21 protein-coding genes and 2 pseudogenes are annotated in these 25,604 nt (G+C 58.6%); 17 read left to right on the top strand and 6 right to left on the bottom strand.

Features of this window, described 5'->3' with window-relative positions; all coding sequences use genetic code 11:
* Positions 1 to 264, bottom strand: a pseudogene (locus RRH01S_RS31630) (IS110 family transposase); the annotation flags it as partial.
* A 729-nt stretch (positions 265 to 993) separates the two neighbouring features.
* On the opposite strand from RRH01S_RS31630, the gene RRH01S_RS31625 reads away from it, so the two are divergent.
* The 6 genes from RRH01S_RS31625 to argE all read left to right on the top strand — a co-directional run bounded on the left by RRH01S_RS31625 (position 994) and on the right by argE (position 8,199).
* Entirely contained in the window at positions 994 to 2,259 is a 1,266-nt protein-coding gene (locus RRH01S_RS31625; protein WP_042477300.1) for a flavin-containing monooxygenase, read from the top strand.
* A 52-nt stretch (positions 2,260 to 2,311) separates the two neighbouring features.
* A complete protein-coding gene (locus RRH01S_RS31620) occupies positions 2,312 to 2,725 on the top strand; it encodes a RidA family protein (protein ID WP_007689603.1) in 414 nt (137 codons plus the stop codon).
* Between the two features lie 14 nt (positions 2,726 to 2,739).
* On the top strand, positions 2,740 to 3,411 hold the full coding sequence (locus tag RRH01S_RS31615) for a DUF1028 domain-containing protein (RefSeq protein WP_007689604.1): 672 nt from the start codon (positions 2,740 to 2,742) through the stop codon (positions 3,409 to 3,411).
* Between the two features lie 49 nt (positions 3,412 to 3,460).
* Complete coding sequence (locus tag RRH01S_RS31610; protein WP_007689606.1) at positions 3,461 to 4,405, top strand: LysR family transcriptional regulator; 945 nt, start codon at positions 3,461 to 3,463, stop codon at positions 4,403 to 4,405.
* A 253-nt stretch (positions 4,406 to 4,658) separates the two neighbouring features.
* Positions 4,659 to 7,016, top strand: a complete 2,358-nt coding sequence (locus RRH01S_RS31605) for a beta-glucosidase family protein (protein ID WP_042477298.1) — start codon at positions 4,659 to 4,661, stop codon at positions 7,014 to 7,016.
* A 73-nt stretch (positions 7,017 to 7,089) separates the two neighbouring features.
* On the top strand, positions 7,090 to 8,199 hold the full coding sequence (argE, locus tag RRH01S_RS31600; protein WP_042477313.1) for an acetylornithine deacetylase: 1,110 nt from the start codon (positions 7,090 to 7,092) through the stop codon (positions 8,197 to 8,199).
* Between the two features lie 46 nt (positions 8,200 to 8,245).
* Here the strand turns inward: argE and RRH01S_RS31595 are convergent, their stop codons facing one another.
* The 4 genes from RRH01S_RS31595 to RRH01S_RS31580 form a co-directional block, all read right to left on the bottom strand.
* Positions 8,246 to 9,331 carry an ABC transporter ATP-binding protein gene (locus tag RRH01S_RS31595; protein WP_007689618.1) on the bottom strand — a complete coding sequence of 362 codons (1,086 nt, stop codon included), beginning with the start codon at positions 9,329 to 9,331 and terminating at the stop codon, positions 8,246 to 8,248.
* A 4-nt stretch (positions 9,332 to 9,335) separates the two neighbouring features.
* The gene (locus tag RRH01S_RS31590; RefSeq protein WP_042477296.1) at positions 9,336 to 10,244 is read right to left on the bottom strand and encodes a carbohydrate ABC transporter permease; all 909 of its coding nucleotides are present in this window, start codon (positions 10,242 to 10,244) and stop codon (positions 9,336 to 9,338) included.
* Complete coding sequence (locus RRH01S_RS31585) at positions 10,241 to 11,107, bottom strand: carbohydrate ABC transporter permease (RefSeq protein ID WP_007689622.1); 867 nt, start codon at positions 11,105 to 11,107, stop codon at positions 10,241 to 10,243. The genes RRH01S_RS31590 and RRH01S_RS31585 overlap by 4 nt, the downstream gene beginning before the upstream one ends.
* A gap of 85 nt (positions 11,108 to 11,192) precedes the next feature.
* Positions 11,193 to 12,425, bottom strand: a complete 1,233-nt coding sequence (locus RRH01S_RS31580; protein ID WP_034515861.1) for an ABC transporter substrate-binding protein — start codon at positions 12,423 to 12,425, stop codon at positions 11,193 to 11,195.
* Between the two features lie 196 nt (positions 12,426 to 12,621).
* On the opposite strand from RRH01S_RS31580, the pseudogene RRH01S_RS31570 reads away from it, so the two are divergent.
* Positions 12,622 to 13,764: pseudogene (locus tag RRH01S_RS31570) on the top strand (IS3 family transposase).
* A gap of 191 nt (positions 13,765 to 13,955) precedes the next feature.
* Here RRH01S_RS31570 and RRH01S_RS31565 read toward each other — a convergent pair.
* Complete coding sequence (locus RRH01S_RS31565; RefSeq protein WP_007689557.1) at positions 13,956 to 14,252, bottom strand: hypothetical protein; 297 nt, start codon at positions 14,250 to 14,252, stop codon at positions 13,956 to 13,958.
* 729 nt (positions 14,253 to 14,981) lie between these two features.
* On the opposite strand from RRH01S_RS31565, the gene RRH01S_RS31560 reads away from it, so the two are divergent.
* The 10 genes from RRH01S_RS31560 (at position 14,982) to RRH01S_RS33820 (ending at position 25,492) form a co-directional block, all read left to right on the top strand.
* Positions 14,982 to 16,562, top strand: a complete 1,581-nt coding sequence (locus tag RRH01S_RS31560; protein WP_034515863.1) for an ABC transporter substrate-binding protein — start codon at positions 14,982 to 14,984, stop codon at positions 16,560 to 16,562.
* Positions 16,563 to 16,626: 64 nt separating this feature from the next.
* Positions 16,627 to 17,607, top strand: coding sequence for an ABC transporter permease (locus RRH01S_RS31555; RefSeq protein WP_015918034.1), 981 nt, complete (start codon positions 16,627 to 16,629; stop codon positions 17,605 to 17,607).
* Positions 17,607 to 18,524 (top strand): ABC transporter permease, encoded by a 918-nt coding sequence (locus RRH01S_RS31550; protein WP_034515864.1) that lies wholly within the window; start codon positions 17,607 to 17,609, stop codon positions 18,522 to 18,524. Before RRH01S_RS31555 ends, RRH01S_RS31550 begins: the two co-directional genes overlap by 1 nt.
* Positions 18,521 to 20,359 carry an ABC transporter ATP-binding protein gene (locus RRH01S_RS31545; protein ID WP_015918032.1) on the top strand — a complete coding sequence of 613 codons (1,839 nt, stop codon included), beginning with the start codon at positions 18,521 to 18,523 and terminating at the stop codon, positions 20,357 to 20,359. Before RRH01S_RS31550 ends, RRH01S_RS31545 begins: the two co-directional genes overlap by 4 nt.
* A 60-nt stretch (positions 20,360 to 20,419) precedes the next feature.
* Entirely contained in the window at positions 20,420 to 21,181 is a 762-nt protein-coding gene (locus RRH01S_RS31540; protein WP_015918031.1) for a DeoR/GlpR family DNA-binding transcription regulator, read from the top strand.
* Positions 21,174 to 22,466 (top strand): Zn-dependent hydrolase, encoded by a 1,293-nt coding sequence (locus RRH01S_RS31535; RefSeq protein WP_034515865.1) that lies wholly within the window; start codon positions 21,174 to 21,176, stop codon positions 22,464 to 22,466. Before RRH01S_RS31540 ends, RRH01S_RS31535 begins: the two co-directional genes overlap by 8 nt.
* Positions 22,463 to 23,428 (top strand): phosphotransferase, encoded by a 966-nt coding sequence (locus RRH01S_RS31530; RefSeq protein ID WP_015918029.1) that lies wholly within the window; start codon positions 22,463 to 22,465, stop codon positions 23,426 to 23,428. Before RRH01S_RS31535 ends, RRH01S_RS31530 begins: the two co-directional genes overlap by 4 nt.
* Before the next feature lie 29 nt (positions 23,429 to 23,457).
* Complete coding sequence (locus RRH01S_RS31525) at positions 23,458 to 24,393, top strand: choline/ethanolamine kinase family protein (protein ID WP_007689565.1); 936 nt, start codon at positions 23,458 to 23,460, stop codon at positions 24,391 to 24,393.
* A complete protein-coding gene (gene hisN / locus RRH01S_RS31520) occupies positions 24,393 to 25,181 on the top strand; it encodes a histidinol-phosphatase (protein ID WP_042477293.1) in 789 nt (262 codons plus the stop codon). Before RRH01S_RS31525 ends, hisN begins: the two co-directional genes overlap by 1 nt.
* Positions 25,082 to 25,492 carry an ethanolamine ammonia-lyase light chain EutC gene (locus tag RRH01S_RS33820; protein WP_306464984.1) on the top strand — a complete coding sequence of 137 codons (411 nt, stop codon included), beginning with the start codon at positions 25,082 to 25,084 and terminating at the stop codon, positions 25,490 to 25,492. The genes hisN and RRH01S_RS33820 overlap by 100 nt, the downstream gene beginning before the upstream one ends.
* Positions 25,493 to 25,604 lie beyond the last annotated feature (112 nt).

Raw genomic sequence — 25,604 nt, 5'->3', positions numbered from 1 at the left:
TCCGCTTGACTTGACATATGGCTTGGCGAGTTGTGGCGCGATCATTTTTACCTCATGTCCAAATGAGGTGAGTAAGCGCGCCCAATGATGCGAACCACCACAGGCCTCGATCGCGACCAAGGTTGGCGGGCAGGTCGTGAAGAAGTCGATCATCTCCTTGCGGCGCATTTTCTTACGCAAGACCGGCTTGTCTGCAGCATTTACGCCATGCAACTGAAAAACATGCTTTGACGTATCCATGCCAATACGAATAATCTTGTCCATGGGCGGCCCCTTCGATTGAGATCTAAACAGCTCATTCTGGCACATTTCGATGCCGTTCAGGGGCCGTCCACTCCAACATCAAGAGCACACATCACGCTTACTGCAATATGCGCGCAGAAGGTGGAAGCGAGCTCCGGAACCGGTCACTATGCGGTCTCTTCGCCGACGCATAAGAGTAAAATGCCAGTCAAGGTCAGGTTAACGATCTTCGCAACAAGCGTCAAAGGCCGTGGGATAGCTCTTTACCCACTATTTGCGAGCTATCTATAGATTAGGTCTGTTGATTTCACGAATATAGACAACGCGGCCTGCCTTGGTGATGGTTTCCGGGCGGTGGGCAATGATGATTTGGGTTATGCCGAAATCCCCCAAGGCCGACGACACATTGCGCTCATTGTCGAACTCGAGATGCCTCGTTGCGTCATCGTCCGCTAAGACGATTGCACCGCGAGTTTGCTCGCAGCGTGCGAGACATACATTGGAAGGTCTCTCCCGCGAAGCACCATATGCGGCGACCGATCTCCCGCACCTAAAAGGCGCTTGCAAATCTCGTTATTAGACGACGATCTTACATAGAGTGGCCTGATCCGCTGGAGCCCCATCCAAATTCAACAGCTTAGCGGCAGCCTAATCAACGCAAACTAAAAACGTAATTTTCCCTGCCGGAAGTGTGAATTACACCCGAAGTCACGACCCGCACACAGCCCTGATGGGAAAAGGACGCAAGCAATGTCAGTTGAAACCGTGGACACTCTGGTGGTTGGCGCCGGTCAAGCCGGCATTGCAATGAGCGAGCACCTGGGCAAGGCCGGAGTGTCCCACCTCGTCGTTGAGCGAAGCCGTATCGCCGAGCGCTGGCGTTCCGAGCGATGGGACTCGCTCGTTGCCAATGGCCCTGCGTGGCACGATCGTTTCCCCGGAATGGAGTTCCCGGACCTCGACCCGGACGACTTTCCTACTAAGGAAGCCGTTGCCGACTATTTCGAGGCCTATGCGCGCCAGATCGATGCGCCCATCCGCTGTGGCGTCGAGGTAAAGAGTGTCGAGCGGCACGTCGGCCGCCCCGGCTTCCGGATAAAAACCTCGGAAGGCATAATTGAGGCGCAGAACGTCGTTGCAGCGACGGGCGCTTTCCAGGTGCCTGTCATTCCCGACTTGATCGAGAATGCGCCCGGCATCACCCAGATGCATTCGACCAAGTACCGCAATCCAGGGCAGACCGCCGAGGGAGCCGTTCTCGTCATCGGCGCCGGTTCTTCCGGAACCCAGATTGCGGAGGAGCTTATGCTTTCCGGCCGCAAGGTCTATCTCTCCGTCGGCCCGCATGAGCGTCCGCCGCGGGCCTACCGCGGTCGTGATTTCTGCTGGTGGCTCGGCGTTCTAGGGAAATGGGACATGGAAACGCCCGGTCCGGACACGGAGCATGTGACGATCGCCGTCAGTGGCGCGCGGGGGGGCTATACGATCGATTTTCGCCGTCTCGCCGGAAAGGGCATGACCCTGCTCGGCCGTACAACGAGCTTCAACGGAACGAGCCTCAGCTTCTCCGACGATCTTGCCATGAATCTGGATCGTGGCGATGCCAATTACATGGCGCTGCTTGATGAGGCGGATGCCTACGTGGCAAGAAACGGCCTCGACCTGCCGGAGGATCCGGAAGCGCGCCGTATTGAGCCGCAGCCGGATTGCGTCGCGAACCCGATCCTTAATCTCGACCTGGCTCAGGCCGGCATCACGACGATCATCTGGGCAACTGGCTTTTCCTCTGATTACAGCTGGCTGAAGCTAGATGTCTTCGACGAGCGTGGCCGTCCGAAGCACCAGCGCGGTGTATCGGCTGAGCGCGGCATATACTTTCTCGGCCTGCCTTGGCAGTCGCGCCGCGGCTCGAGCTTCATCTGGGGCGTCTGGCATGACGCGAAGTATCTTGCCGACCGTATCTCGACACAGCGCAAGTATCACGAATACCGGCCTTCGAGTCAGAAGGTTGGCTGAGGCCAGCCCCCGGAGTCCATCAATACAGATCCCCCAATTCAAGGAATTCGACATGGCCCATACCCGCATCCGCAAGTTCAATACCAAGGATACGTATCCGGAACAGAAGCTGGATAACGACCTTTGCCAGACTGTCGTTGCCAAGGGCACGATGGTGTTCGTGCGTGGCCAGATCGGCCAGGATCTCGACACTTCCGCCAGCGTTGCCATCGGCGATGTCACCGGCCAGACTGAACAGGCTATGGCCAATATCAAGATGCTTCTCGATGAAGCCGGCTCGTCCCTTGATCACGTCTGCAAGATCACGATCTACATCGTGGATCCGCGCTATCGTGAGGCCGTCTACTGCGTCGTTGGCAAGTGGCTGAAGGGCGTCTTCCCGGTTTCGACGGGTATTGTGGTCTCCGCGCTTGCCCGGCCCGAGTGGCTGGTGGAAGTCGACGCCATCGCCGTGATTCCCGAATAAGGTGCCATGAGACCATGACCTTTTCCATCGCCGCCCGCTGCGCCGAGACCGGCATGTTCGGTATCGCCATCTCCTCCTCCTCTCCGGCAGTCGCCGCACGCTGTTCGCATGCCCGAGCAGGCGCGGGGGTGGTGGCCAGCCAGAACATCACGGATCCCGGCCTTGGAATTTCGGGCCTGGAGATGCTCGGAATGGGGGCGACGGCGGAAGAGGCACTTGGCCGGCTGGTGGCATCGACCCCGTTTGCCGCCTACAGGCAACTGGCAATCGTCGATGCACGCGGACACGTCGCCGGTCACTCCGGCGAGCGCACGCTCGGTATCCATGCGATGGCAAAGGGCGAGGGTTGTATCGCCGCCGGCAATCTTCTTTCCAATACCGATGTCCCGCAGCGTATGGTCGCCGCGTTCGAGGCATCCGTCGGGGACCTTCCTTCGAGGCTGCTGAAGGCCCTCGCCGCCGGCCTCGATGCAGGCGGTGAGGCGGGGCCCGTCCGCTCGGCAGGGCTCAAGGTCGTTCGCAACGTGGCCTGGCCGATTGCCGATCTCCGCGTCGATTGGCATGAGCAGCCGATACGGGCTCTCCAGGATCTCTGGGCCGTCTATGAGCCCCAGATGGAAGACTACGTCAGGCGCGCTCTCGACCCCAACGCGGCCCCATCCTTCGGGGTGCCGGGCGATGAATAATACGTCGCCCGCTGCTTGTTCTTTCAGGTAGCAGAGATATAAAAAGGCAATGAGATACACGCTCCGCCAGATCGAATATTTCATTGCGACTGCGGAGACAGGAAGCATCACGCTCGCATCCGAGCGACTGAATATCTCCCAACCGTCGATTTCGACGGCCATCACTCATCTGGAAACAGAGCTGCAGACACAGCTCTTCGTACGCCATCATGCGAAGGGCCTTTCGCTGACGCCTGCCGGCCGCCTGATGCTGGCAGAGGCCAAGCAACTGGTCGAGCAGGCCGAAAATATCTACACCGTCGCTTCCGAGGTCAATGAGAAGATTCGCGGCCAGCTTTCGCTCGGATGCATGGTCACGCTGGCCTCGATGATCATGCCAGAGCTTTCGCACTCCTTCACCTCGGCGTTCCCAGAAACCCGCATCATCCAGACCGTTAGCGACCATGAGGAGCTGCTGCAAAAGCTGCAGCGCGCCGAAATCGATGTTGCGATCAGCTATGACCTTCTTATCACGGACGACTTCGAGTTTGCGCCACTCGCAACGCTGCCGCCGCATATCCTCATTGGCGAATCCCATCGCTTCGCACACTATTCCTCTATCAGTTTAGACGAATTGGCCAGCGAGCCACTCATTTTGCTGGATCTGCCCATCAGCCGTGAATATTTCCTTGGCCTGTTTGCAAAATCGGGCGTGGAGCCGACGATCATAATGCGCTCTGCGTATCAGGATGTCATCCGCACCATGGTGGCCAATGGCTACGGCTACACAATCGCCAATGTTAGGCCGCGGTCGCAACTGGCTATGGATGGTCGGACCGTCGTGCGCGTCCCAATTTCCGGTAACCAAAAACCCATGGTCATCGGCGTCCTAACGCTGAAGCAGAATCGCAGGCCACGGCTCATCGAGATGTTCGAGCAACACTGCAAGTCATTTGTGTCGGATTCCTACATTCCAGGAATGGTCGCGCCTATTATGGAGCGGCGCAAGCTATAGAGGCACGGCGTAATTTCAGAAGTGACATCCACCAGCAGCATCTTATGCCAAGGCTCGATGACAGGATCTACCAAGCTTTTGACGAAGCGTCGCCTCGGAAATGCATTATTTCTCTGCGGTTGGGTGAATGCCATGATTACTCAATGCAACCCATACCTGGCCGTGGTCTGTTATCGAACGGCCAAGACGGCCCGTTCGGCATAGACACCGGCATAAGGCATTTTGGAGACATGACGTGAATTCAGACAAGCTTATGAACGGCGACTTCGCGGCGCTCATCGCGGAAATGACGAATGAGGAGAAGGTCGCCCTTCTGGCAGGGCACCGGATGTGGAAGACCAAGGCCATAGAGCGCCTAGGAATCCCGAACATGGTGATGACCGATGGCACCTACGGCGTACGCTATTCCATCCACCAGATCGACAACGACCAGGCCGGTGGCGTCGACTTCTCTGCCTTCCTCAATGTCGTCGGCCAGCGGGCAAGCCATGTCGAGGTAGCCTGGGGTGCGATGAAGCAGGCGACCTGCTTCCCGAACGGTTCCAGCCTCGGTTGCTCCTGGGATGTCGATCTTGCCCATGAACTCGGCACCGCGCTGGCGATGGAATGCCAGGAATTCGGAGTGCACCTGCTCCTCGGGCCCGGCATCAACATTCGCCGTACGCCACTGGGCGGCCGCTCCTATGAGTATTACGGCGAGGATCCCGTCATCAGCGGCGACTTCGCCGCAGGCGTCATCAACGGTCTGCAGGAAAATGGAGTGGGCGCATCGCTCAAGCATTTCGCCTGTAACAACTCCGAAGTCGAGCGGACCTCGATGGACTCTGTCGTCGACGAGCGTGCGCTGAGGGAAATCTATCTTAAGGGCTTCCAGCGCGCGATCGAAAAGAGCAAGCCGTGGACTGTCATGAGCTCTTACAACCGGCTGAACGGTGTGCAAGCGGCAGAGGATCACTGGCTGCTGACCAAGGTGTTGCGCGAGGAATGGGGCTATGAAGGCCTCGTCGTGTCCGACTGGCACGGCATCAAGGATCGCCCTGCCTCGCTCACAGCCGGCAACGATCTCGACATGCCGGAAAGCGAAACCCGCAAAAGCGACCTGCTTGAAGCCATCGAAGCCGGAAAGGTCGATATGGTCGTCGTGGACGAGGCCTGTGTTCGCGTTCTGGCGCTGGTACGTGCCGGCAAGCTCGGCGAGCGACGCGACATCGTGTTCGACCGCGATGCCCATCATAAGCTCGCCCGCCGCATGGCAGGCGAATCCATGGTTCTCCTGAAGAACGATGATCAATTGCTGCCGATCACACCCGGCAAGGTCAAGCGCATGGTCGTCATCGGCGAAGGCGCCGGCGTTCCGGTCATTCAGGGCTCGGGCTGCGCGACCACGACGCCAACGCTCGTGGATGTGCCGATCGACGAGATCGTCAAGTTGGCTGGCGACACCATCAAGGTCGATCAGTATCGTGGTACCAGCGAAGTCGAGAGTGAGCGCGCTGCACTCATTGCCGAGGCTGTCGAGGGCGCGCGGGGCACCGACGTGGTCGTCATCTTTGTTTGCACGGAGAATGGTTACGACGGCGAGGGGTCTGACCGTACGACGCTCGACCTCGCACCGGGTCACGATGCGCTCGTCAGCGCCGTTGCAGCCGTTAATCCGAATGTCGTCGTTGCCATCGCCAGCCCTGACGCAGTCGTCATGCCGTGGGTTCCGGAAGTGAAGGCGATCGTCGAGATGTTCTTCTCCGGCCAGGCGACCGGCGGTGGCATCGCCGACATTCTCTTCGGGGTCGCCAATCCCTCCGGCAAGCTGACGACAACCTTCCCGAAGCGCATGCAGGATATGCCTTCCTATCTCAGCTACCCCGGCGAGAATGGTCGCCATTACTACAGCGAAGGCATCCATGTCGGATATCGCTGGTACGATGCGCGCGAGATCGAGCCGCAATACCCCTTCGGCTTCGGCCTGAGTTACACGAGCTTCGCCTATTCCGATCTGAAGCTGGATCGCTCGACGCTGAATGTCGGCGAAGAGGTGGTCGCGAGCTTCACCGTTTCCAACACCGGTGCCGTTGCCGGCAAGGAAGCCGCCCAGCTCTACGTAAGCTACGGCAAGCCGCGGCTGCAGCGCCCGAAGCGCGAACTAAAGTCCTTTGCCAAGGTGCATCTGGCGCCGGGCGAATCGAAGCGCGTGTCACTCACGATCCCTGCCGCGGATTTCGCGCTCTTTGATTCTGGCAAGCGTCGCTGGATCCTCGATGATGATGCCGTGCAGATCGAAATAGGTTCGTCCTCGCGCGACATTCGTCTGGCAGCGCCACTGCAAATCCGTTCGCGCGCCTCGCGCCACCGCGAAGTGAAGTGGGACACGCAGCCCGTCTTTATTCTCGCCAATCCGATCGCACGAGCCAAGTTCAATCAATTCCTTCAGAAGCACCTGTCGATCGACGAGGGTGAGGCGGACCGGATGCTCGAACATTGCGCCAACTCGTTCTTCGGCATGTTTACGACTTTCGACCGGCGCTTCCGCCAAGCCTTCCCGAAGGGTGATATCGCGGCACTGCTTGCCGATATCAACCAGACTATGGCTGATGAAGAGACGATAGCCCGCTGAGGGCCGTCAAAGACAGAGAATAATGGAGGCTCGCTGCAATGCGGGCCTTCGCCCGTTTTGGGAGTATCATTTCTTGAATACGCTTGACCTGCTTGATCGTCTTGTCGCCTTCTCCACCGTCAGCGCCGACAGCAACCTACCGCTGATCGATTTTGTCCAAACCTATCTCCGCGACCGCGGTTTCGAGTGCCGGCTGGTTGCTGACCAGACTGGCAAAAAGGCGAACCTGTTTGCCAGCATCGGCCCCCGGCGGGATGACGGCATTGTCCTTTCCGGCCACACCGATGTGGTGCCGGTCGCAATGCAGGCCTGGACCTCCGACCCATTTCGGCTGACGCGCCGCGGCTCTCGTCTTCATGGCCGTGGCTCGACGGACATGAAGGGGTTTCTTGCAAGCGCGCTATCCGCTGCCGACCGCATCGATGGCAAGTTATTGAAGCGGCCATTGAATTTCGCCTTTTCGCATGACGAGGAGATCGGCTGCGTCGGCGTGCGCTCGCTGATCGATGTCCTGGCTAAGGAACAGTTCAAGGCTTCGCTTTGCATTGTCGGAGAGCCGACATCCATGTCGATCGCCCTGGGTCATAAAGGCAAATTGGCGGCCCAGGCGCGTTTCAGCGGGGAGGCAGGCCATTCCTCGCTCGCCCCGCGTTTCGTCAATGCTATCCATCTGGCCTGCGATTTCGTCGGCGTCCTGCGCAGGGTGCAGGACGAGATCGCCAGCGTGGGGTTCCGAGATGCGGACTATGACATCCCTTACACGACGGTTCATGCCGGCAAGATCGCCGGCGGCGAAGTTCTCAATATCGTAGCAGAGCGCGCCTCGGTCGATTTCGAGATTCGCCACCTGGCGGAGGACGATGTCGAAGATATCCTGGGACGCATCCGCGCCTCTGTCGGCTCCTTGACTGAAATCGAGGTTTGCAACGCCTATCCGGGTCTCGCCACCTCAGCCGCGAGCGCCGCAGCAGCTTTCGCAGGGCGTTTGCTCGGCAAGGCACCATTGACAAAGGTCTCGTTCGGAGCGGAGGCCGGGCTGTTCGCCTCGAGGCTCGGGCTTGATACGGTGGTGATCGGTCCTGGCAACATGGATCAAGGCCACCAGCCGGACGAATATATCGAGGAAGCGGAATTGCAGCGCTGCGACGCCATGATGGATCGTCTGATCGGCGAACTCTGCTAGGTGTCGAGCGGCCGCCGCCGCATCCGGCGACGGCTGCGACTGCGCCCTACAGGCGCTGCTCGCTTTCCTTCGAGAAGATGGAGGCGATGGTGGGATTGAAGGCCAGGCGGACTTCTCCGGACAGGCCGCGGGCCTTGGCCGCGGGAAGGCGGACCGACAACTTCTGTTCTCCCAGCGCGAACCAGACCAGCGTATCGGCGCCCATGGGCTCGATAAAGGTAATCGGCGCGAAGAGCGTCGGCAGCGTCGTCCGATCGTCGGCAAGCTGGATGTCTTCCGGCCGGAAGCCGATCACTATCTCCTGGCCATCGACGGCAGGTTGACGGAACGGATATGCATCGATGGGCAACTGGTAATCGCCGAAGGCAGCCATAGGCTCGCCATCCTCGATCTTCACGCGGGACGATATCAGGTTCATGCTGGGCGATCCGACGAATCCGGCGACGAACAGGGTTTCGGGCTTCTCGTAGAGCTCGTCCGGCGACGCGTACTGTTCGATCTTGCCGCTTTTCATGACAGCAACGCGGGTGGCTAGTGTCATGGCCTCGATCTGGTCGTGGGTGACGTAGACGATGGTGCTGTGCAACTCCTGGTGCAGCTTCTTGATCTCCAGCCGCATTTCGGTGCGCAGCTTCGCGTCGAGGTTTGAAAGCGGCTCGTCGAAAAGGCAGATCGGGCTACGGCGTACGAGCGCCCGGCCGATGGCGACGCGCTGGCGTTGCCCACCGGAGAGCTGCGAGGGGCGGCGGTCGAGAAGGGGCGTCAGCTGGAGCAGGTTGGCCGCCCATTCGACACGCTTGGCAATTTCGGCCTTTGCAACCTTGTTGACGCGCAGCCCGAAGCCGAGGTTCTTGCGAACGGTCATCGTCGGGTAGAGCGCATAGGACTGGAAGACCATCGACATGTTGCGCCGGCTGGAATCGACGTTGGTCACATCCCGGTCGCCGGCGATGATCTTGCCTGTGTCGGGATCTTCAAGGCCGGCGATGACGTTGAGCAGCGTCGACTTTCCGCAGCCCGAAGAACCAAGCAGGACGATGAATTCACCGCTGGCAACCGACAGGTTGATATCGCGGAGGATATGCTGCTGCCCGAAGGACTTGTTTGCGTTGATAACGGAGATCTGTGTCATTGCATCAGCCCTTCACCGCGCCGGCGGCGAGGCCGCGCGCAAAATAGCGTCCGGAAAGAATGTAGATGAGAAGCGGCGGCAGCGCGGTGAGGAATGTCGCGGCCATGTTCACATTGTATTCTTTGACGCCAGTTGTTGTATTGACGATATTGTTGAGCTGTACCGTGATCGGCAGGTGATCCCGCCCGGCGAAGATCAGACCCAGCAGAAAGTCGTTCCAGATGCCGGTCGCCTGCATGATGATGGCGACGACGAGGACATTGACCGACATCGGCAGCATGATCTCGAAGAAGATCGTGAAGAAGCCGGCGCCATCCATCTTCGCCGCCTTCGAAAGCTCCGGCGGCACACCCTGGTAAAAATTGAAGAACAGCAGCGTCATGTAGGGCAGGCCGAAGATGATGTGGATCAGGATGATCCCCGGCAGCGTGCCGTAAAGGCCGACGGTGCTGAAGATCCGGACCAGCGGATAGAGAATGACCTGGTAGGGAATGAAGGCGCCGAGCATCAGCGACAGCAGGATGAGGCGGCTCAGTTTCGACTGCCATTGCGACAGCGCAAAACCGGTAAGCGCGCCGAACAGGATCGAGAAAATCACACTGGGCACGACAATTTCGACGGAGTTCCAGAAATTCCCGTGAATGCCGTTACACTGGATACCCGTGCAGGCCGTCAGCCATGCCTTCGTCCAGGCATCGAAATTCAGGCTTTGGGGCAGGGTGAAGATGTTGCCGGTGCGCAGTTCGTCAGCCGTCTTCAGTGATGTGGAGATCACCAGCAGCAATGGGATCGCGTAATAGACCAGCGCGAGCGAAAGGACGACATAGAGAAGGACACGGCCGGGCTTTGTTTTGCTTGCGCGAGACACATGGACTACCGAAGCGCCGGATTGGACGAGAGGGGGCACAGTCATCGCTTCTGCCTCTTGAGCTCGATATAGACATAGGGAGAAAGGGCGCAGATGACGGACAGTAACATCAGGATCGCCGCGGCTGCCGCCGTGCTGATGTTGGCCCGCTGGAACAGCAGATCGACGACGAACTTTCCGGGCACATCGGTGCTGATGCCGGGCCCGCCGCCCGTCATGGCGACGACGAGGTCATAGCTTTTGACCACGGCGGTTGCCAGCAGGATGACGCAGGTGAGGATCAGTGGACGAAGCATGGGCAGCACGATGCTTATGTAGGATCGCCAGACGGGAATGCCGTCGATCTTTGCGGCCCGCCAGATGTCGCTGTCGACGCCGCGAAGGCCGGCGAGCATGATGGCCATGACAAGGCCAGAGGACTGCCAGATCGCGGCGATCGAAACGGCGTAGATCGCCTTTTCTGGGCTTGCCAGCCAATTGAACTGGAAGCTTTCCCAGCCAAAGCCGCGTACGAGTGCTTCAACGCCGGTTGTCGGGTTCAGTAGCCATTGCCAGGCAAGGCCGGTCACGACGAAGGACATGGAAAGCGGATAAAGGAAGAAGACGCGGAAAAGTCCCTCGGCTTTGACGTTTCGATCGAGCAGTGCTGCCAGCGTCGTACCGATGATGAGTGAGCCGGCGATGAACAGGCTGCCGAAGATCAGCATGTTGGCGAAGGCCGTGTGCCAGCGTGGCATGGACAGCAGCGTCGCATACTGACTGAACCCGTAGAACTTGTAGTTCGGCAGCATCGTCGAATGCGTGAGCGAAATATAAAATGTCCAGAGGATCGTGCCGTAAAAGCATACGGCGATGACTACCGCACTGGGCACAAGCGTCAGCTTGGCCGCCAGATTCTTTTTAAACATTGCTTGCCCCGTTCGTCGATATCGCAACCAATTACGAAACTGCCCCGGCAGCGATGCCGGAGCAGCAAACACCTGACGGCAGGACTTAGTTTCGTGCAACGATGTCGGCATATTGCTTGGCGGCATCGGCAGGCGTCATCGACGGGTTGCTCCAGAATTGGGTTACGAGATCCTTGATGGCACCGACTGTTTCACTGGTGAAGGATAATTCAGCGTTCGGAGCGAGTGCGTTCGGGTCTTTGAGCAGCCCCGCAGCCTTCTGCGTGCACATGTCGGCGTTGGCGAGGTTCACGTCGATGCGGGGCGGCAGCGCGCCCTTAACTGCGTTGAAAGCAAGCTGGGTTTCGGGTGCGATCATCACGTCGACCAGCAGCTTGCGGGCCGCGATCTGTTCAGGCTTGTCGCCAACCGGGAAGACGAAGGTATCGGAGACGATGTTCAACACACCGTTCGTGCCCGGCGCCAGCTCGCAGCCATATTCCTTACCGGGCGTCATGTGGGCAGCCTGGAATTCGCCCTTGGCCCAGTCGCCCATGATCTGCATCGCGGCCTTGCCGGTAATAACCATATTGGTGGCATCGTTCCAGTTACGGTTGGTGTTGCCGTCGTCGACGTAGCCGCGCAGCTTGCCGAAGGTCTCGAAAGACTTCACCATGAGCGGGCCACCGGCGACATCAACGTCGTGCTTGGTGTAGACGTCCGTGTAAAACTTGTTGCCGCCGGTTGCGATCATGATTGACCGGAAGACGAGCGCCTCCTGCCAAGCCTGGCCGCCGAAAGCGAGTGGAACATAGCCCTTGGCCTTGATCTTGTCCGCCGCGGCAAAGAACTCGTCCCAGGTTGCCGGCGGCTTGACGCCGACATCGCTCAGCACCTTGGTCGAGTACCACATCCAGTTGGCGGTGCCGATATCGATCGGAACGGCATAGAGGTGACCGTCGACGCTCGCCTTATCGACCACGAGCTTGGGCAAGAATGTCTGCCAGCCCTTGGTGGAGGCGATGTCATCGATCGGCGCAAGAATACCCTGTTCCACCAGCGGCTTGATCTCGCCAAGGTCCACGACCATCGAGGTCGGTGCGTCGCCGCCAGCAAGGCGGCTGAGAACAGCGGCGCGGGCGGCTTCATAGCCCGTGACTGGGCTGTCCTTCCAGGTTCCGCCCTTCTTTGTGACGTCGTCGGCAATGACCTTGATCGCCGCTGCTTCGCTGCCACTCGTCCAGTAGTGCATGACCTCGGCCGTCTGTGCAAAAGCCTCGCTCGAAAGCAACAAGGCAATCGCGGTGCCTGCGCCGATCAATGAAAGTTTCATACTCATTGTGGTCCCCTTATTGGTTTCATTTCCGGGACCGAGTTAATTTTGTCGCCGCGAAAATAGCAATTTTGATTTTATGTGCCATTGCGTCGCCAAAACCGATTTACCGCAATGCTCGTGATCTGAACCCTTCAAACTGGACCAGTTTTGGTTAGAGTTTTCCGGTGATTTTTCCTGGCTGGGAAAGGAACGGAAGACGATAAAGGCATCACAGTTTTCGGACGCACAGAAGGCGTTCATTTTGAAGCAGGGTGATGAAGGTGTGCCGGTGGCGGAGATTTGCCGCAAGGCGGGAATTAGCCAGGCGACCTATTTCAACTGGAAGAAAAAATATGCGGGCATGTTGCCGCCGGAGATGAAGAAGCTGAAGCAACTCGAGGACGAGAACGCTCGACTGAAGAGGATCGTTGCGGACCTGACGTTGGACCGTGAGATGTTGCAGGATGTTATTCGGCGAAAGCTTTAGGGCCTGCTCGCAAGCGAGAGGTGGTGAAAGGCATGTGCCGTGATTGGGCGATCTCGATCCGGCGCGCCTGTGGTGCGCTGAACTTCGATCGTTCGACCTACCACTACACCTCTCGCCGTGCCGATCAGGCCGGTCTTGAACGTCAAATTCGTGAGATCTGTGAGACCCGTGTGCGTTACGGCTATCCCCTGGCCGTCAGGTGATTGCCTAGCAATCACCGAGAGGCGTCGCGTGCACGTATTGTTGGAACGCGAAGGTTGGGGCACCAACATCAAGCGAACCTACCAAATTTACAGAGACTTGGGTCTGCAGTTGCGCAACAAGACCCCCAAGCGGCGGGTGAAGGCAAAGCTTCGGGAAGATCGGCAAATGGCTGTCGGAGTGAATGATGTCTGGGCGATGGACTTCGTTCACGACGAGCTCGCGACCGGTAAGAAGCTGCGGGTGCTCACGGTGGTCGACACCTTCTCGAGGTATGTGCCGGTGCTTGATCCGCGTCACAGCTATCGCGGCGAAGACGTGGTGCAGACGCTCGAACGGGTGTGCCGCCAGGTTGGCTATCCGAAGACGATCCGTGTCGATCAGGGGACTGAGTTCGTGTCTCGCGATCTTGATCTGTGGGCCTACCACAAGGGTGTCGTGCTCGACTTCTCGCGCCCAGGCAAGCCGACGGACAACAGCTACATCGAGAGTTTCAACGGCAAGTTCCGGGCTGAGTGCCTGAACGCTCACTGGTTCATGAGCCTTGACGACGCGCGCTTGAAGATGGAGGATTGGCGTGGAGACTTGTATGAGTTTCGGCCACATGGTGCGATCGGCAACAAGGTACCGATCTCACTGATGAATGCGGGAAGCGCCGCCAGCCCGCTTCTCTGAGATAGGCCGGAAAACTCTACCATCCGCTGGTCCAGAAACTTGGGGCGGTTCATCAGAACCGGGGGCTTTACTCGCTGGTGGATGAAAGTTCCATGGCAGGTCAGACGTGCCGCGGATATGACGCCACTAAAGCTGTCAACTCGATGGATGCCCTATGAACCTTGGTCACCCTAACCAATACCGGGACGAGGCTAGGCAAATACTGCGATGAGAACGGACAGCCAGATCAAGGCTACTCCCACCGCCAATGCTCGCCTGGCGGCTACGACCTTCTCTTCGCCTTCTTCTGCAACAGGGGTCGTCACAATCCAGGGTACCGAGCCAAGCGCCGCAAATCCGACGAGCGCCAAAATCACGACGACAAAATCGGAGCCGCGCCAGTGGCCGGGCTCATAAACACCCCAGTACCCCAGGAACGCCATCCCCACTGCGAACATGGTTGCAGAGGCAGAGCAAAGCCCTGTAACGGAACCTGCCGGCGCGCGCATGTTGCATTCCTCCATGCTGGTCAATCCACGAAGCGATTTCCACGATGGCGTGAACCGCCTTCGCACAAATGTGTCAGGAATTGGCGCCTCCGTGAAGCAAAGATCAATTGTGGATGCTTTACGTCGACCCGGACGCATAGCGAAACGATCGGCGGCAGTCTTTGACTGACGGGTTTTCCGGTTGGCAGGACGTATGCGTCCGGGCTCATTGCGTCACAGGGCAAGAGCGAGCTGCGGTTCATTTTCATTGTCGACCGCATCGAGAGACAAAAGTGTTGCGCCAAGTAATCGATCTCCCTTCTGAACGGGAAACATCGGGGACAGCAACAACCCCACGATCTCAGCGATTTCGGTGGCACTCCCTCGACGGCCTCTGAAACGAGCGATACGTCACAACAGCAAGCCTTCTGCCGGAGACGGAGCAAGGCGGTTCGACGATGACAAGCATTTTGTCGGGAAGGGGACGCTGCAGGTAGGTGAGGGGATGAGTTTCATGATGGGTCACTGAGCCCGGATCCGCGCGGATGCATTGCCCCCGCAAGTCCTCCTGGCGCTAAAGCATCCAGTCTATGCCGAAAACTTAGACAGAAAGCCACAAACAGGTCAGAAACCACAGATCTTTGTGGACAAAGTTCACTGTAAACCAGCGAAATTGTAACTGGCACGACGTTTGCTTGTGACCGTTTTGACCGTTTTGACGGTTTTGTGAATTATAAGAAGGGGAACTTCATGTGTTCAGAAATCAATCGTCGCCGCTTTCTGCAGGGAGCCGCGGGCGCTGCGGCCGTTGCCGGGTTTACACAGATCAATCCGGACTTCTTCATCTCGTCAGCCTACGCGGCGACCAGGAAGACGATGACCTTCCTGTCGGCTGAAAACATCACAGGCAACTGGGATCCGACGGCCCATACGACCTTGTCGCAGAAGAACATTGAGGGCTATGTCATGGGCTTCCTGACACGGACGCCGATGAAGCTCGAAGATCCGGGCGCAACAAACTACGAGCTTGCCACAGAGATCAAGCTTCTCGATCCGCACAAGCTGCAGATCAAGCTCCGGCAGGGCATCATCTTCCATGACGGCAAACCATTCAAGGCAGAAGACGTCAAGGCGACATTCGAGTACGGCTCCAGAGCGGATCGCCCAGCGCAATGGTATCCTGGTCCGACCGAGACACTGGAGATCACAACGCCGGACGATTATACGGTCATTGTCGATACAACGAAGGGTGGATATCCGGCCCATCTCTTCATCTTCCTCGCGGCATTCCTGCCGATTATGTCCGCCAAGGACATCGCAGGCGGTTCCGGCGGCGTTCTGTCCCAGCGCCTGAACGGTACCGGCCCGTTCAAGTTCGTCGAACAGCGCGGCAATACGACAGTCATGCTAGCGTCTGATACCTACTTCAAAGGCAAGCCAGCAATTCCTGGCATCAACTTCACCTTCACCGGCGATTCCACCACCCGCATGCTGTCGCTGATGAACGGTGAAGCATCGATCGTCGAGCGTCTCGAGCCCGAGCAGGTCGATTCAATCAAGGATAAGCCCAATATCCATGTCAATACGGTCGTTTCGGTCGAAAACAAGTATCTCTGGTTTCGTTGCTCCAAAGCGCCCTTCAACGATCCCCGCCTACGTCTTGCTGCCTGCCACGCGATCGACCGTGATCAGGTGCTTGAACTTCTCGGCGCCGCTGGCCACGCGTCATCCAATTTTGTCTCGCCGGTCAAGTTCGGCTACGAAGATCTCGACAATTATCCGAAGTTCGATCCAGACAAGTGCCAGGCACTGCTGGCGGAAGCCGGCTTCCCCAAGGGCCAGGGATTGCCGCCGCTCGAGTATATAACCTCGGTCGGCTTCTACCCGAAGACCAAGGAATACGGTGAAGTCATCACCCAGATGCTCAACGATCAGGGCTTTAACGTCAGCCTGACCGTGCTAGAGCCCGCAGCCTGGAACGAGCAGTTGTACCATCGTCCGGGCGGCGGCCCTGGCCACATGGTCGATTGTGGTTGGTCGACCGGTTCGCCAGAGCCGGATCTGATCCTTCGCACACACTTCTACTCGACCTCGCACCGTATCTGCGGCATCGAGGACAAAGAGATTGATGCCAGCCTCGACAAGGAGCGCAGTGCCCCAACGCTCGAAGAGCGCAAGAAGATCCTGCAGACAGAGACGATGCCGCTCATCGCCTCAAAGATGCCGGCCCTCTCGCTCTTCACCTCCGTCATGATCCACGCCATGCAGAAGGAATTCGAGGGCATTTACATCTATCCGGATGGCTCGATCGACGCGTCGCAGACCGCCTGACCCGACAACCGCACGCCGCCAGGTGGCGTGCGGCCTTCCCCGACTTTTGAAGTGGAGCGGATTGATGTTCGCGTTGAGTTTTCTAGTGCGGCGGCTGATCCAGGGCGTTGGTATCATCTTCGTCGTTTCATTGCTGATCTTCACCCTGCTGCGTGTCGTTCCGGGCGATCCTGTGCGTCTGATGGCGGGTGGCATGGCACCCGAAGAGTTGATCGAAAAGATCGCCAAGGACATGGGTCTACGCGACCCGATCATCGTACAGTTCGGACGCTATATGGGTGGTGTGGTCCGGGGCGATCTCGGTCAGTCTTTCGTGCGCCCAGCGAATGGCGCAGCGACGGGCGGCTCGTCCTTTAACGACACGACGCGTGGCGAACGCGCAAAGGTACTCGATCTCATCGTCGACGCACTTCCAATGACGCTCCAGTTGGCCGCCGTCACCCTGGTCATTGCCCTCGTTTTCTCGTCGATCATCGGTATCGCGGGTGGCCTTGCGATTGGACGTTGGCCTGACAAACTGGCGTTTTACATCTCCTCGATATTTATCTCCCTGCCAAACTTCTGGCTGGGTATCGTCCTGGCGCTGTTGCTCTCGGTGAAACTCGGCTGGCTGCCGGCAATCGGCTATGGTGGTTTCAGCTACACGATCCTGCCGGCCATCGTACTCGCTGTGGAATTGTCTCCGGTCCTGATCCGGACGCTGGCGACCTCAGTGTCAACGCAGATGATGGAATCTTATGCTTTGGTCGGCCGTGTCCGGGGCTTGAGCAGAACACGGATCATCGCCAACCATGTGCTTCGCAACGCCTCTGTACCCCTGCTCAACCTGCTTGGCGTCCAGTTCTCCGGTCTCCTCGGCGGAGTCATCATCGTCGAGTACATCTTCGACTACCCAGGTCTTGGCCTGTTGACCATCAACGCGGTGCTGCAGCGCGATTTTCCACTCATTCAGGGCATTGCAATCGTCACCAGCGCGATCTTCGTGCTGATCAACATCGCAGTTGATCTCGTTGCAACCCTCATCGACCCGAGGCTCGAATACTGATGGCCGTCATGACTTCAACCAGCACCCCCGTTCCCCAAAAAGCAGTGTCGCGTTCGGTCGCGAGCCGCATCATCCGCCGTGCGACGGCGACACCCGGTTTCAAGATCGGGCTGATAATATTCATCCTCCTTGCAGTCGCAACAGCGACCTATCCGGAGCTGAGTGGTATCGATCCTACGAAGATGGACGTGAAAGCACGTCTGTTCGGCCCGCTGTTCATCGGCGACAAGTGGAGCTGGATCCATCCGCTGGGTACCGACCAGATCGGTCGCGACATGCTCGTCCGGTCGCTGGTCGGCCTACGGTACTCCTTCCTGATCGGTGTAAGCTCAGTCGCCGTGACGCTGCTTATCGGCTGTGCTCTTGGAACAATCGCAGGCTATTTCGGCGGACGGACGGATACCGTCATCATGCGTCTGACAGACGCACAATTGTCGATTCCCATGATCATCCTCGCAATTGCGGTGCTCGGGGTTTCCCGACCGACGATTCCAGCCATCATCCTCGTTCTGGGCGTATCGAGCTGGCCGACCTACGCCCGCATCATGCGCAGCATCGTTATGACGGAGCGCCAGCGGGAGTACGTGCGGGCAGCGAAGCTGAGTGGTTCGACAGACGTCCGCATCATCCTCTCTCTGCTCGCTCCCTTGCTCCTGCCGCCGGTTCTTTTCACATCCGTGCTCGATATTGCGCGAATGATGATCTTTGAGTCAGTCCTTGGCTTCCTCGGACTCGGCGTCCAACCGCCGACACCCACCTTCGGCAACATCATAGCCGACGGCCGCAAGTATCTCTTGAACGCCTGGTGGATCGCTACGATGCCCGGGATTTTTCTGGGCCTGACATTGACCAGCATCAACCTCGTTGGTGCTTCGCTCGAACGCGCGCGCAACAACATTCATGGAGGTGCGGAATGACGACGTCGTCCCTGTTGGAACTCAAAAATCTGACCGTCGCGGTGGGGCGAGCCAGCGCACCACGGATCATTCTGAACAATGTTTCCCTATCGCTTGCGCCTCGCGAGATTGTTGGCATCGTCGGAGCGAGCGGGGCGGGCAAGACCGTCCTCTCGAAAGCAGTGGTGAACTGGCTGGAAGCGCCTCTGATACGAACCTCGGGCGAGGTCCTGATCGAGGGCCGCGATATCTATGCCATGAACGAGGGCGAGATGCGCGTCCTGCGGCGTCGGGTATCCTATGTCGGGGCTGATCCGATGGGAGCTCTCGATCCTACACTTCCGGTCGGGGCTCAAATCGTTGAAAAGATGCGGGCCGTTATTCCAGGTACATCAAGGGCGGATGCCGAAAAGCGGGTGATCGAGCTGTTGGAAGCGGTCCGGATTCCTTCCGCACGCAGTCGTTTCCACGACTATCCGTCGCAATTTTCCGGCGGCATGATGCAGCGGGCTCTGATCGTCGATGCGCTGATCACCAATCCGGCGCTGCTCGTCGCGGACAATGTCACGCAGCCGCTCGATGTCACTGTGGCCGCCCAGGTCATCCGGCTGATGAAGGAATTGACCGACAGCTTCAACACGGCTGTATTGTTCGTCTCTTCGTCCCTGCCGGTGGCACGGGAGGCGTGTTCGCGCATTCTGGTGATGGAAGCGGGCCGGATCGTAGAGGAACAGACCACCGAGAAGCTGATCAGTCATCCGATTTATCCGTACACGAAGGAGCTCGTTGGGCAGACCCCGAAAATCTGGGTCGACGGCGCCGTGGCGACGACGCCCGGTGAGCTGCAGGAAGTCGTGCTTAGCCTTCGCGATGTGTCGCAGACCTACAAGGTTAAGAAGAAGAACAGCTTCGGCGGCGTCAACTTGGTTCGCGCTGTGCGCAACGTCTCGTTCGATATCAGACGCGGCGACAGTTTTGCGATCGTAGGCGAGTCGGGTTGCGGCAAGTCCACACTCATGCGGCTCCTGTCACGGCTGGAAATGCCAAGTGGGGGGCAGGTGCTGCACGGCGATACAGATATCGGCGCGCTGAAGGGAAAGACTCTTCTCTCCTTCCGGAACAAGCTGCAGATGGTCCTTCAAGATCCATTTGGCTCACTTCCGCCTCGAACCTCGATCGGCAAGATGCTTGCTAATCCTCTCCGCACACATGGATGGCGCGATGCAGCAAAAATTCGAGAGCGTGTTTTGAAAGTCATGAGTGAGGTAGGGCTGCCGGCCGACCTCTATGGAGAACTGCCGCTCGGCCTCAGCGCGGGGCAACGACAACGTATCAACGTTGCCCGTGCGCTCGTGCTCGAGCCGGAAATCCTGATCATGGACGAGACCCTTTCGGCGCTGGATCAAACTGAGCAGTTCAAGCTGCTAGATCTCTTTCAAAGGCTGCAGCGCGAGTACAATCTGACCTACATCTACATCTCCCACGATCTGGCGATGGTCCGGAAGGTGTGCAACCGCGTGGCGGTCATGTATCTCGGCGAGCTGTTCGAGCTTGCCGATAACGAGCGGCTGTTCTTCGATCCCGGTCATCCCTACACGATGGCTCTTCTCAGTGCGATGCCCACCCTTGAAGAGCGACGGTATCAGCCTGAAGACTGCTTGCTCGAGGGCGAGCCGCCAAGCCCGATCAATATCCCAGCAGGTTGCACCTTCAAATCTCGTTGTCCTCGTGCGATGGAAAAATGCGGAGCTTTGCACCCCAGCCTGACGGTGCGCGGCAGCGCAAACTTCGCGGCCTGCCATCTCATCGAGGCACCTGTGACCGAGACTGCTGCGCGCCAGCTCTCTCCGGCATAGCCACAGTTCCGGTCCAGACACATCGAGGCCGGAGTGAACTTCTTGATTCAAGGGACATCCATGAGTTTCACGGAACATAGACTAAAGGTCATCCTCGATATGCTGAAGCAGAGCCAGCGTGTCAACGTGAAGGACCTTGCCGATCAGCTCCACGTCAGCCAGGAATCTATCCGGCGTGACCTCAAGGAGCTTGAGACGCGAGGCTACGCGCGCCGGGTCTATGGCGGCGCGGTCATCGATCAGCAGGAAAGCGACCAGCCGTTTCCGGAGCGTCTTCGCGTCAGCGCCCGTGAAAAGGCCCGCATTGGAGAGGCGGCCGCAGCGCTCGTTGAAGATGGGATGAAAGTCTTCATCGATACCGGCACGACCACTATCGCATGCCTGAAGCATCTGGAAGCTCGGACGGACATCACCGTCGTCAGCAACTCGTTGGCGGTCGCCTCCCATTTCTTCAACGTCCCGCAGGCCAGCGTGCGGGTTCTTGGCGGACGCCTGCGTCCCGAGTACCAGGCCACCTACGGGCACGAGACGATTGCAGCGTTGAAAGAGCACTTCTTCGACTTGGCCATCATCGCGATCAGCGCCATCCATATTGAGCGCGGCTTTATGGACTTTGGCGAGGATGAAGCCATCCTGCGTCGTATTGCGAGGACCCAGGCCAAGCGTTCGGTCATCGTGGCCGACAGTTCGAAATTCGGTCGCCTTGGCTCCATCCATACGCTTGCCCTCAACGAGATCGATGCCGTTGTGACCAGCGGCGTAATCGCCAAGGAATTTTCTGATCACTTCAATCAATCCAACGTGGAAATTATACATGCCTGACGTCTCTTCTCCTTCTCAAGCTCCGATCAACGCCAAGCGTCTCCAGACAATGATGGAGGACGTCTCGAAATTCGGCGGCGGTCCTGACGGCGCCATGACCCGCCTGACGCTCTCCAAGGAGGATGGCCAAGCCCGCGACTGGCTCGGGCAGTGGTTCTCGCAAAACGGCTTCGAGTTGGCCGTCGACGCGATCGGCAACCAGTTCGGCAAAGTGACGCTGGCCGGTTCGAACGCACCTGTCGTCATGGTAGGCTCGCACATCGACAGCCAGCCGAACGGCGGTCGTTTCGACGGAGCTTTCGGCGTCATCGCCGCCTGCGAGGCTATTCTGTCCGTTTCGGAAAGGCTGAAGGCCGAGAACAAGTTGTCAGCCTGCAACTTTCAGGTCGTTAACTGGACGAACGAGGAAGGCGCACGTTTCCAGCCGAGCTTGCTGGGAAGCAGCGTCTTCGCCGGCGCGGCCGAACTTGACTGGGCGCTCGACCGCGCGGACGGCGACGGTATCACCGTGCGCCAGTCGCTCGAGGCGATTGGATATGCAGGCAAGGACAAGGTGGAGATACCGGACCTGCTCGTTGAACTGCACATCGAGGGCGACAGCCACCTGTTCAACGCAGGTGAACGCTTCGGCATTTTTACACGCTACTGGGGTGCAACCAAGTACCGTCTGGCGTTCCTCGGACGGCAGGCCCATACCGGTGCGACGCCGATGGCGCAGCGCAAGGATGCGGTTCTGGCGGCTGCCTATCTGATTGCCGATCTAAAAAATATCGCAAACGAGCATGGCCTCGACCTCCATACGTCCGTTGGCCGTCTCGAGATTTTCCCGAATTCGCCCAATGTGGTGCCTGCGGAAGCCGTTCTGTTCATAGAACTGCGCTCCGGCTCGCCAGAGGTTCTGGCCGAAGCTGAGCACAAGATGAAGATGAAGATTGACGAGGCCTCGCTGAAGGCCGGTGTTACCCACGAGGTGCGGTCGATTGATCGCCGCAAGGCGGGCAGCTTTGCGCCAGGCCTCATCAGGCTGGCGGAGGACGCTGCGGCTAATCGCGGCCAGACATCCCGTCACCTCGATACGATCGGCGGTCACGATGCCGTCGCCCTATCGAATGCCTGCCCGTCGATCGTACTTGCAGTTCAGAGCAGGGATGGCGTGATCCACCATCCGACGGAGTACACGTCGCCCGAGGACCAGGCACTTGGCACCCAGATCCTGGCCGACATGCTCTACAGACTCGCCAGCGAGGGAGTGCAGGCAGCACAATTCAGCGAGGCAGCCGAATGAAAGCAGTCGGAACGCCGGACAATCCAATCGAAGCCAGGGTAGAGATGGCGCTGTCAGCCTTCCCGGTCCTGAATGGCGGCACGCCAACCTATCGGCCTTCGATGCCGGCAGTTGCTTCACCTTCTTACAACGCGGTCGAGTCGAGAAGCTTCGATGTTTCGGCGTCAGGGGGTGAGCCCGAATACTTTCTGCGCCTTGGTATTGATGAGGTCGCCGACATCGTCGACGCCGAAACGGCTTTCGCTGCAGCCAGGCAGCTTCATTCACTGGGCATTTCTCCGGAGCCACTCCACTTCGACCCCTTAACCCGCGGAACACTGTCTCGCCGCCTCGGCGACGATTGGCGCACGGCCAAGATCGATGATCTCATGGATCCGGACACGGCCAGGCGGCTGATCGGAATGCAGACTGCCGTCGCCGGCGGGAATCCGTTCGGTCGACGGTGGTCGGTGTTCGCCGGCATCGCGCAACTCTGGCCGATCGTGAAGGCAGGCGGTGGGGAGCTTCCCGGCGACGCAGACTGGATGTTGGGCTGGATGACGCCGATCCGCGATGCCATCGAAGCGTCTGGTGTGGATTACAAGCCCGCTCATGGCGATCCGCACTCCTCGAACGTCATGCTCGGACCGGACGGTGCGATGCAGCTCGTCGACTTCGACATGGCCGGCGATATGGATCCCTATTACCAGCTCGGCGTCCAGATGAACGAGCTCTACCAATTCGACAGCCAGATGAAGCCGCTTCTGGAAATACACGACGGCGGATTCTCGCAGAAGACTTTCAATCGCTGCCGCGCCTATGCGGCAGCGGATGATCTCTATTGGGCATTGCGCAGCCTCGTGCTTGAGCTGCGATCCCCGCCCAGCGGTGTGGAGTTCCTGAAATATGCTGGCTGGCGCTTCCTGCGCTGCCGCATGCTTCTGGGACATCCGGATTTCGAAAGCCGTCTGCGGGCAATCTAGACAACAAGAATATGCAGGGAACGAAAGACATGAACGAACTGGGGATGGCAAGGACGGACGCCGAGCATGCGGTCGAAGCCGCAATCGTGCAGGTGGAGCCCTGGAAAGGGCGTCGCCTTCGCTACCGGCCGGTTTCGGGCGGCATCAGCAATACCAACTTCCGGATCGAGGTCGAAGGTGATCCACGCGGTTACTTCCTGAAGATCCCAGGGCGAGGAACGGAAATGTTTATCGACCGGAAGGCCGCCGCGGCGGCCAGCAAGCAAGCCGAGACCATCGGCATAGGGCCGCGGACCTTCGATTACCTCGATCACCTCGAGATCGAGATCGCGGAATTCATCGACGACCGGCGCGTGTCGACCCATAAGGACTTCACGGATCCAGCCATCCGCATGGAGGCAGTACGAGTCTACAAGCAATTCCATGCGGCTCCAGCGCTGCCGCTGACGAAGACCGTCTTCGACATGATCGAGGAGCACTACCAACAGGTCCGCGACCTCGGAGGCTACTGGCCACTGGATCACGACTATCTGTATCGGTCCTACACCCAGGCACGAGCAGCGCTTGAGGCTTCGGGCCTCGACCTCGTGCCCTGCTTCAACGATCCGATGCCGGGCAATTATCTGATCGGCACGGACAAATCGATCAAACTGATCGACTTCGAGTATGCCTCAAACAATGAACGGCTCTATGATCTCGCCATTTGGAGCGGCGAGATGTTCTTCTCCGAGGACATCGACTGCACTATTATCGAGGAATACTTCGGCCGTTACGACAAGGGCCAGCACGCCCGCTTCATGGTTCATAAGGCGCTGGCCGACATCAAATGGAGCACCTGGGCGATGGTCCAGAACAGGATTTCGACGCTGGATTTCGACTTCTACAAGTACGGAATCTGGAAACACATGCGCGCCCGCTCGATCATCCAGGATCCGCGTTGGCCGCTTCATCTGAAAGCCCTATAATGTCCCTTCTCGATATTCCCACCTGCGAAGTCGATACCTTCATCGCGTTTGCAAATGAACTTGCGGATGCGGCAAGACCGCTTGCGCTCTCGTATTTCCGTACACCGCTCGATGTCATCTCGAAGCTGGACGAGAGTCCGGTCACGATCGCCGATCGAACGATCGAGAAGCTGATCCGTGACATGATCGAGGCTCGGTTTCCGACCCATGGAATCTACGGCGAAGAAATGGGCGTTAAGGAAGGCGACGACTTCACCTGGGTGCTCGACCCGATCGATGGCACCAAGAGCTTCATCACGGGCTTCCCGCTCTTCGGCACGCTCATATCGCTGACATATCGGGAGACGTCCTTCTGCGGCCTGATCGATGTGCCCGCTACCGGCGAGCGATGGCAGGCGAAGGCCGGCCAAACGCTGTTTGCCGGCAAGCCCGCCATTGCAAGCGGTTGCGAAAGCCTTTCGGAGGCGCGTTTCTACACAACCTCACCTGACATGTTCAGCGGTTCTGAAATCAATGCTTACGAGACAGTGTCACGGGCAGCGAGAATGCGGAGGTTCGGCGGCGATTGCTATATTTACGGTCTCCTGGCGTCAGGATATTGCGACATCGCGCTGGAAACCGGTTTGCAGCCTTACGACTACATGGCTCTCGTCCCGGTGGTCGAGGGCGCGGGAGGCTGCATTACGGATTGGCAGGGAAATCCACTGTCCATTCATTCGGATGGTCGAGTTCTTGCGACCGCTACGGCAAAGCTTCACGCGGATGCTTTGCGTCTTCTCAGACAATAGGCTGGCTAGATGCCTCTCAGGCTCGGGTGGCGATCGCTGATCAAATAGGTGACGCTCTCCGGCCAAAAATCTCGATCATGTTAATCGGAGAAAGACCCGGTCTTTCTGCTTCCGATAGCCTCGGTGCCTACATCACTATCGGTCCCCAGACAGGTAACCGGGACGCAACCCGAAACTGCGTCTCCAATATTCGTGATGGTGGCCCAGCCATCCCAGCTGCCGCAGACACGATCACTCGGCTCATCCGTGACATCATCAACAGCGCCATCAGCGGCGTTGTGTGGATCGGCTCTGAGCGACGCCGGACATGACCGCTTCTTTCTCCAGCAAATTGAGTATATTTTAAAACTTATGCCCCATATCCACGGGGTCATCCTTGGCGCTTTTTCACACAAGCTCGCGCGGCGTGCGGGTTGGCCTGCT

Source organism: Rhizobium rhizogenes NBRC 13257 (genome assembly GCF_000696095.1).
GTDB lineage: Bacteria > Pseudomonadota > Alphaproteobacteria > Rhizobiales > Rhizobiaceae > Rhizobium > Rhizobium rhizogenes.
Note: the sequence above shows the minus strand (reverse complement) of the source record. Positions and strands in the feature narration are given on the sequence as shown.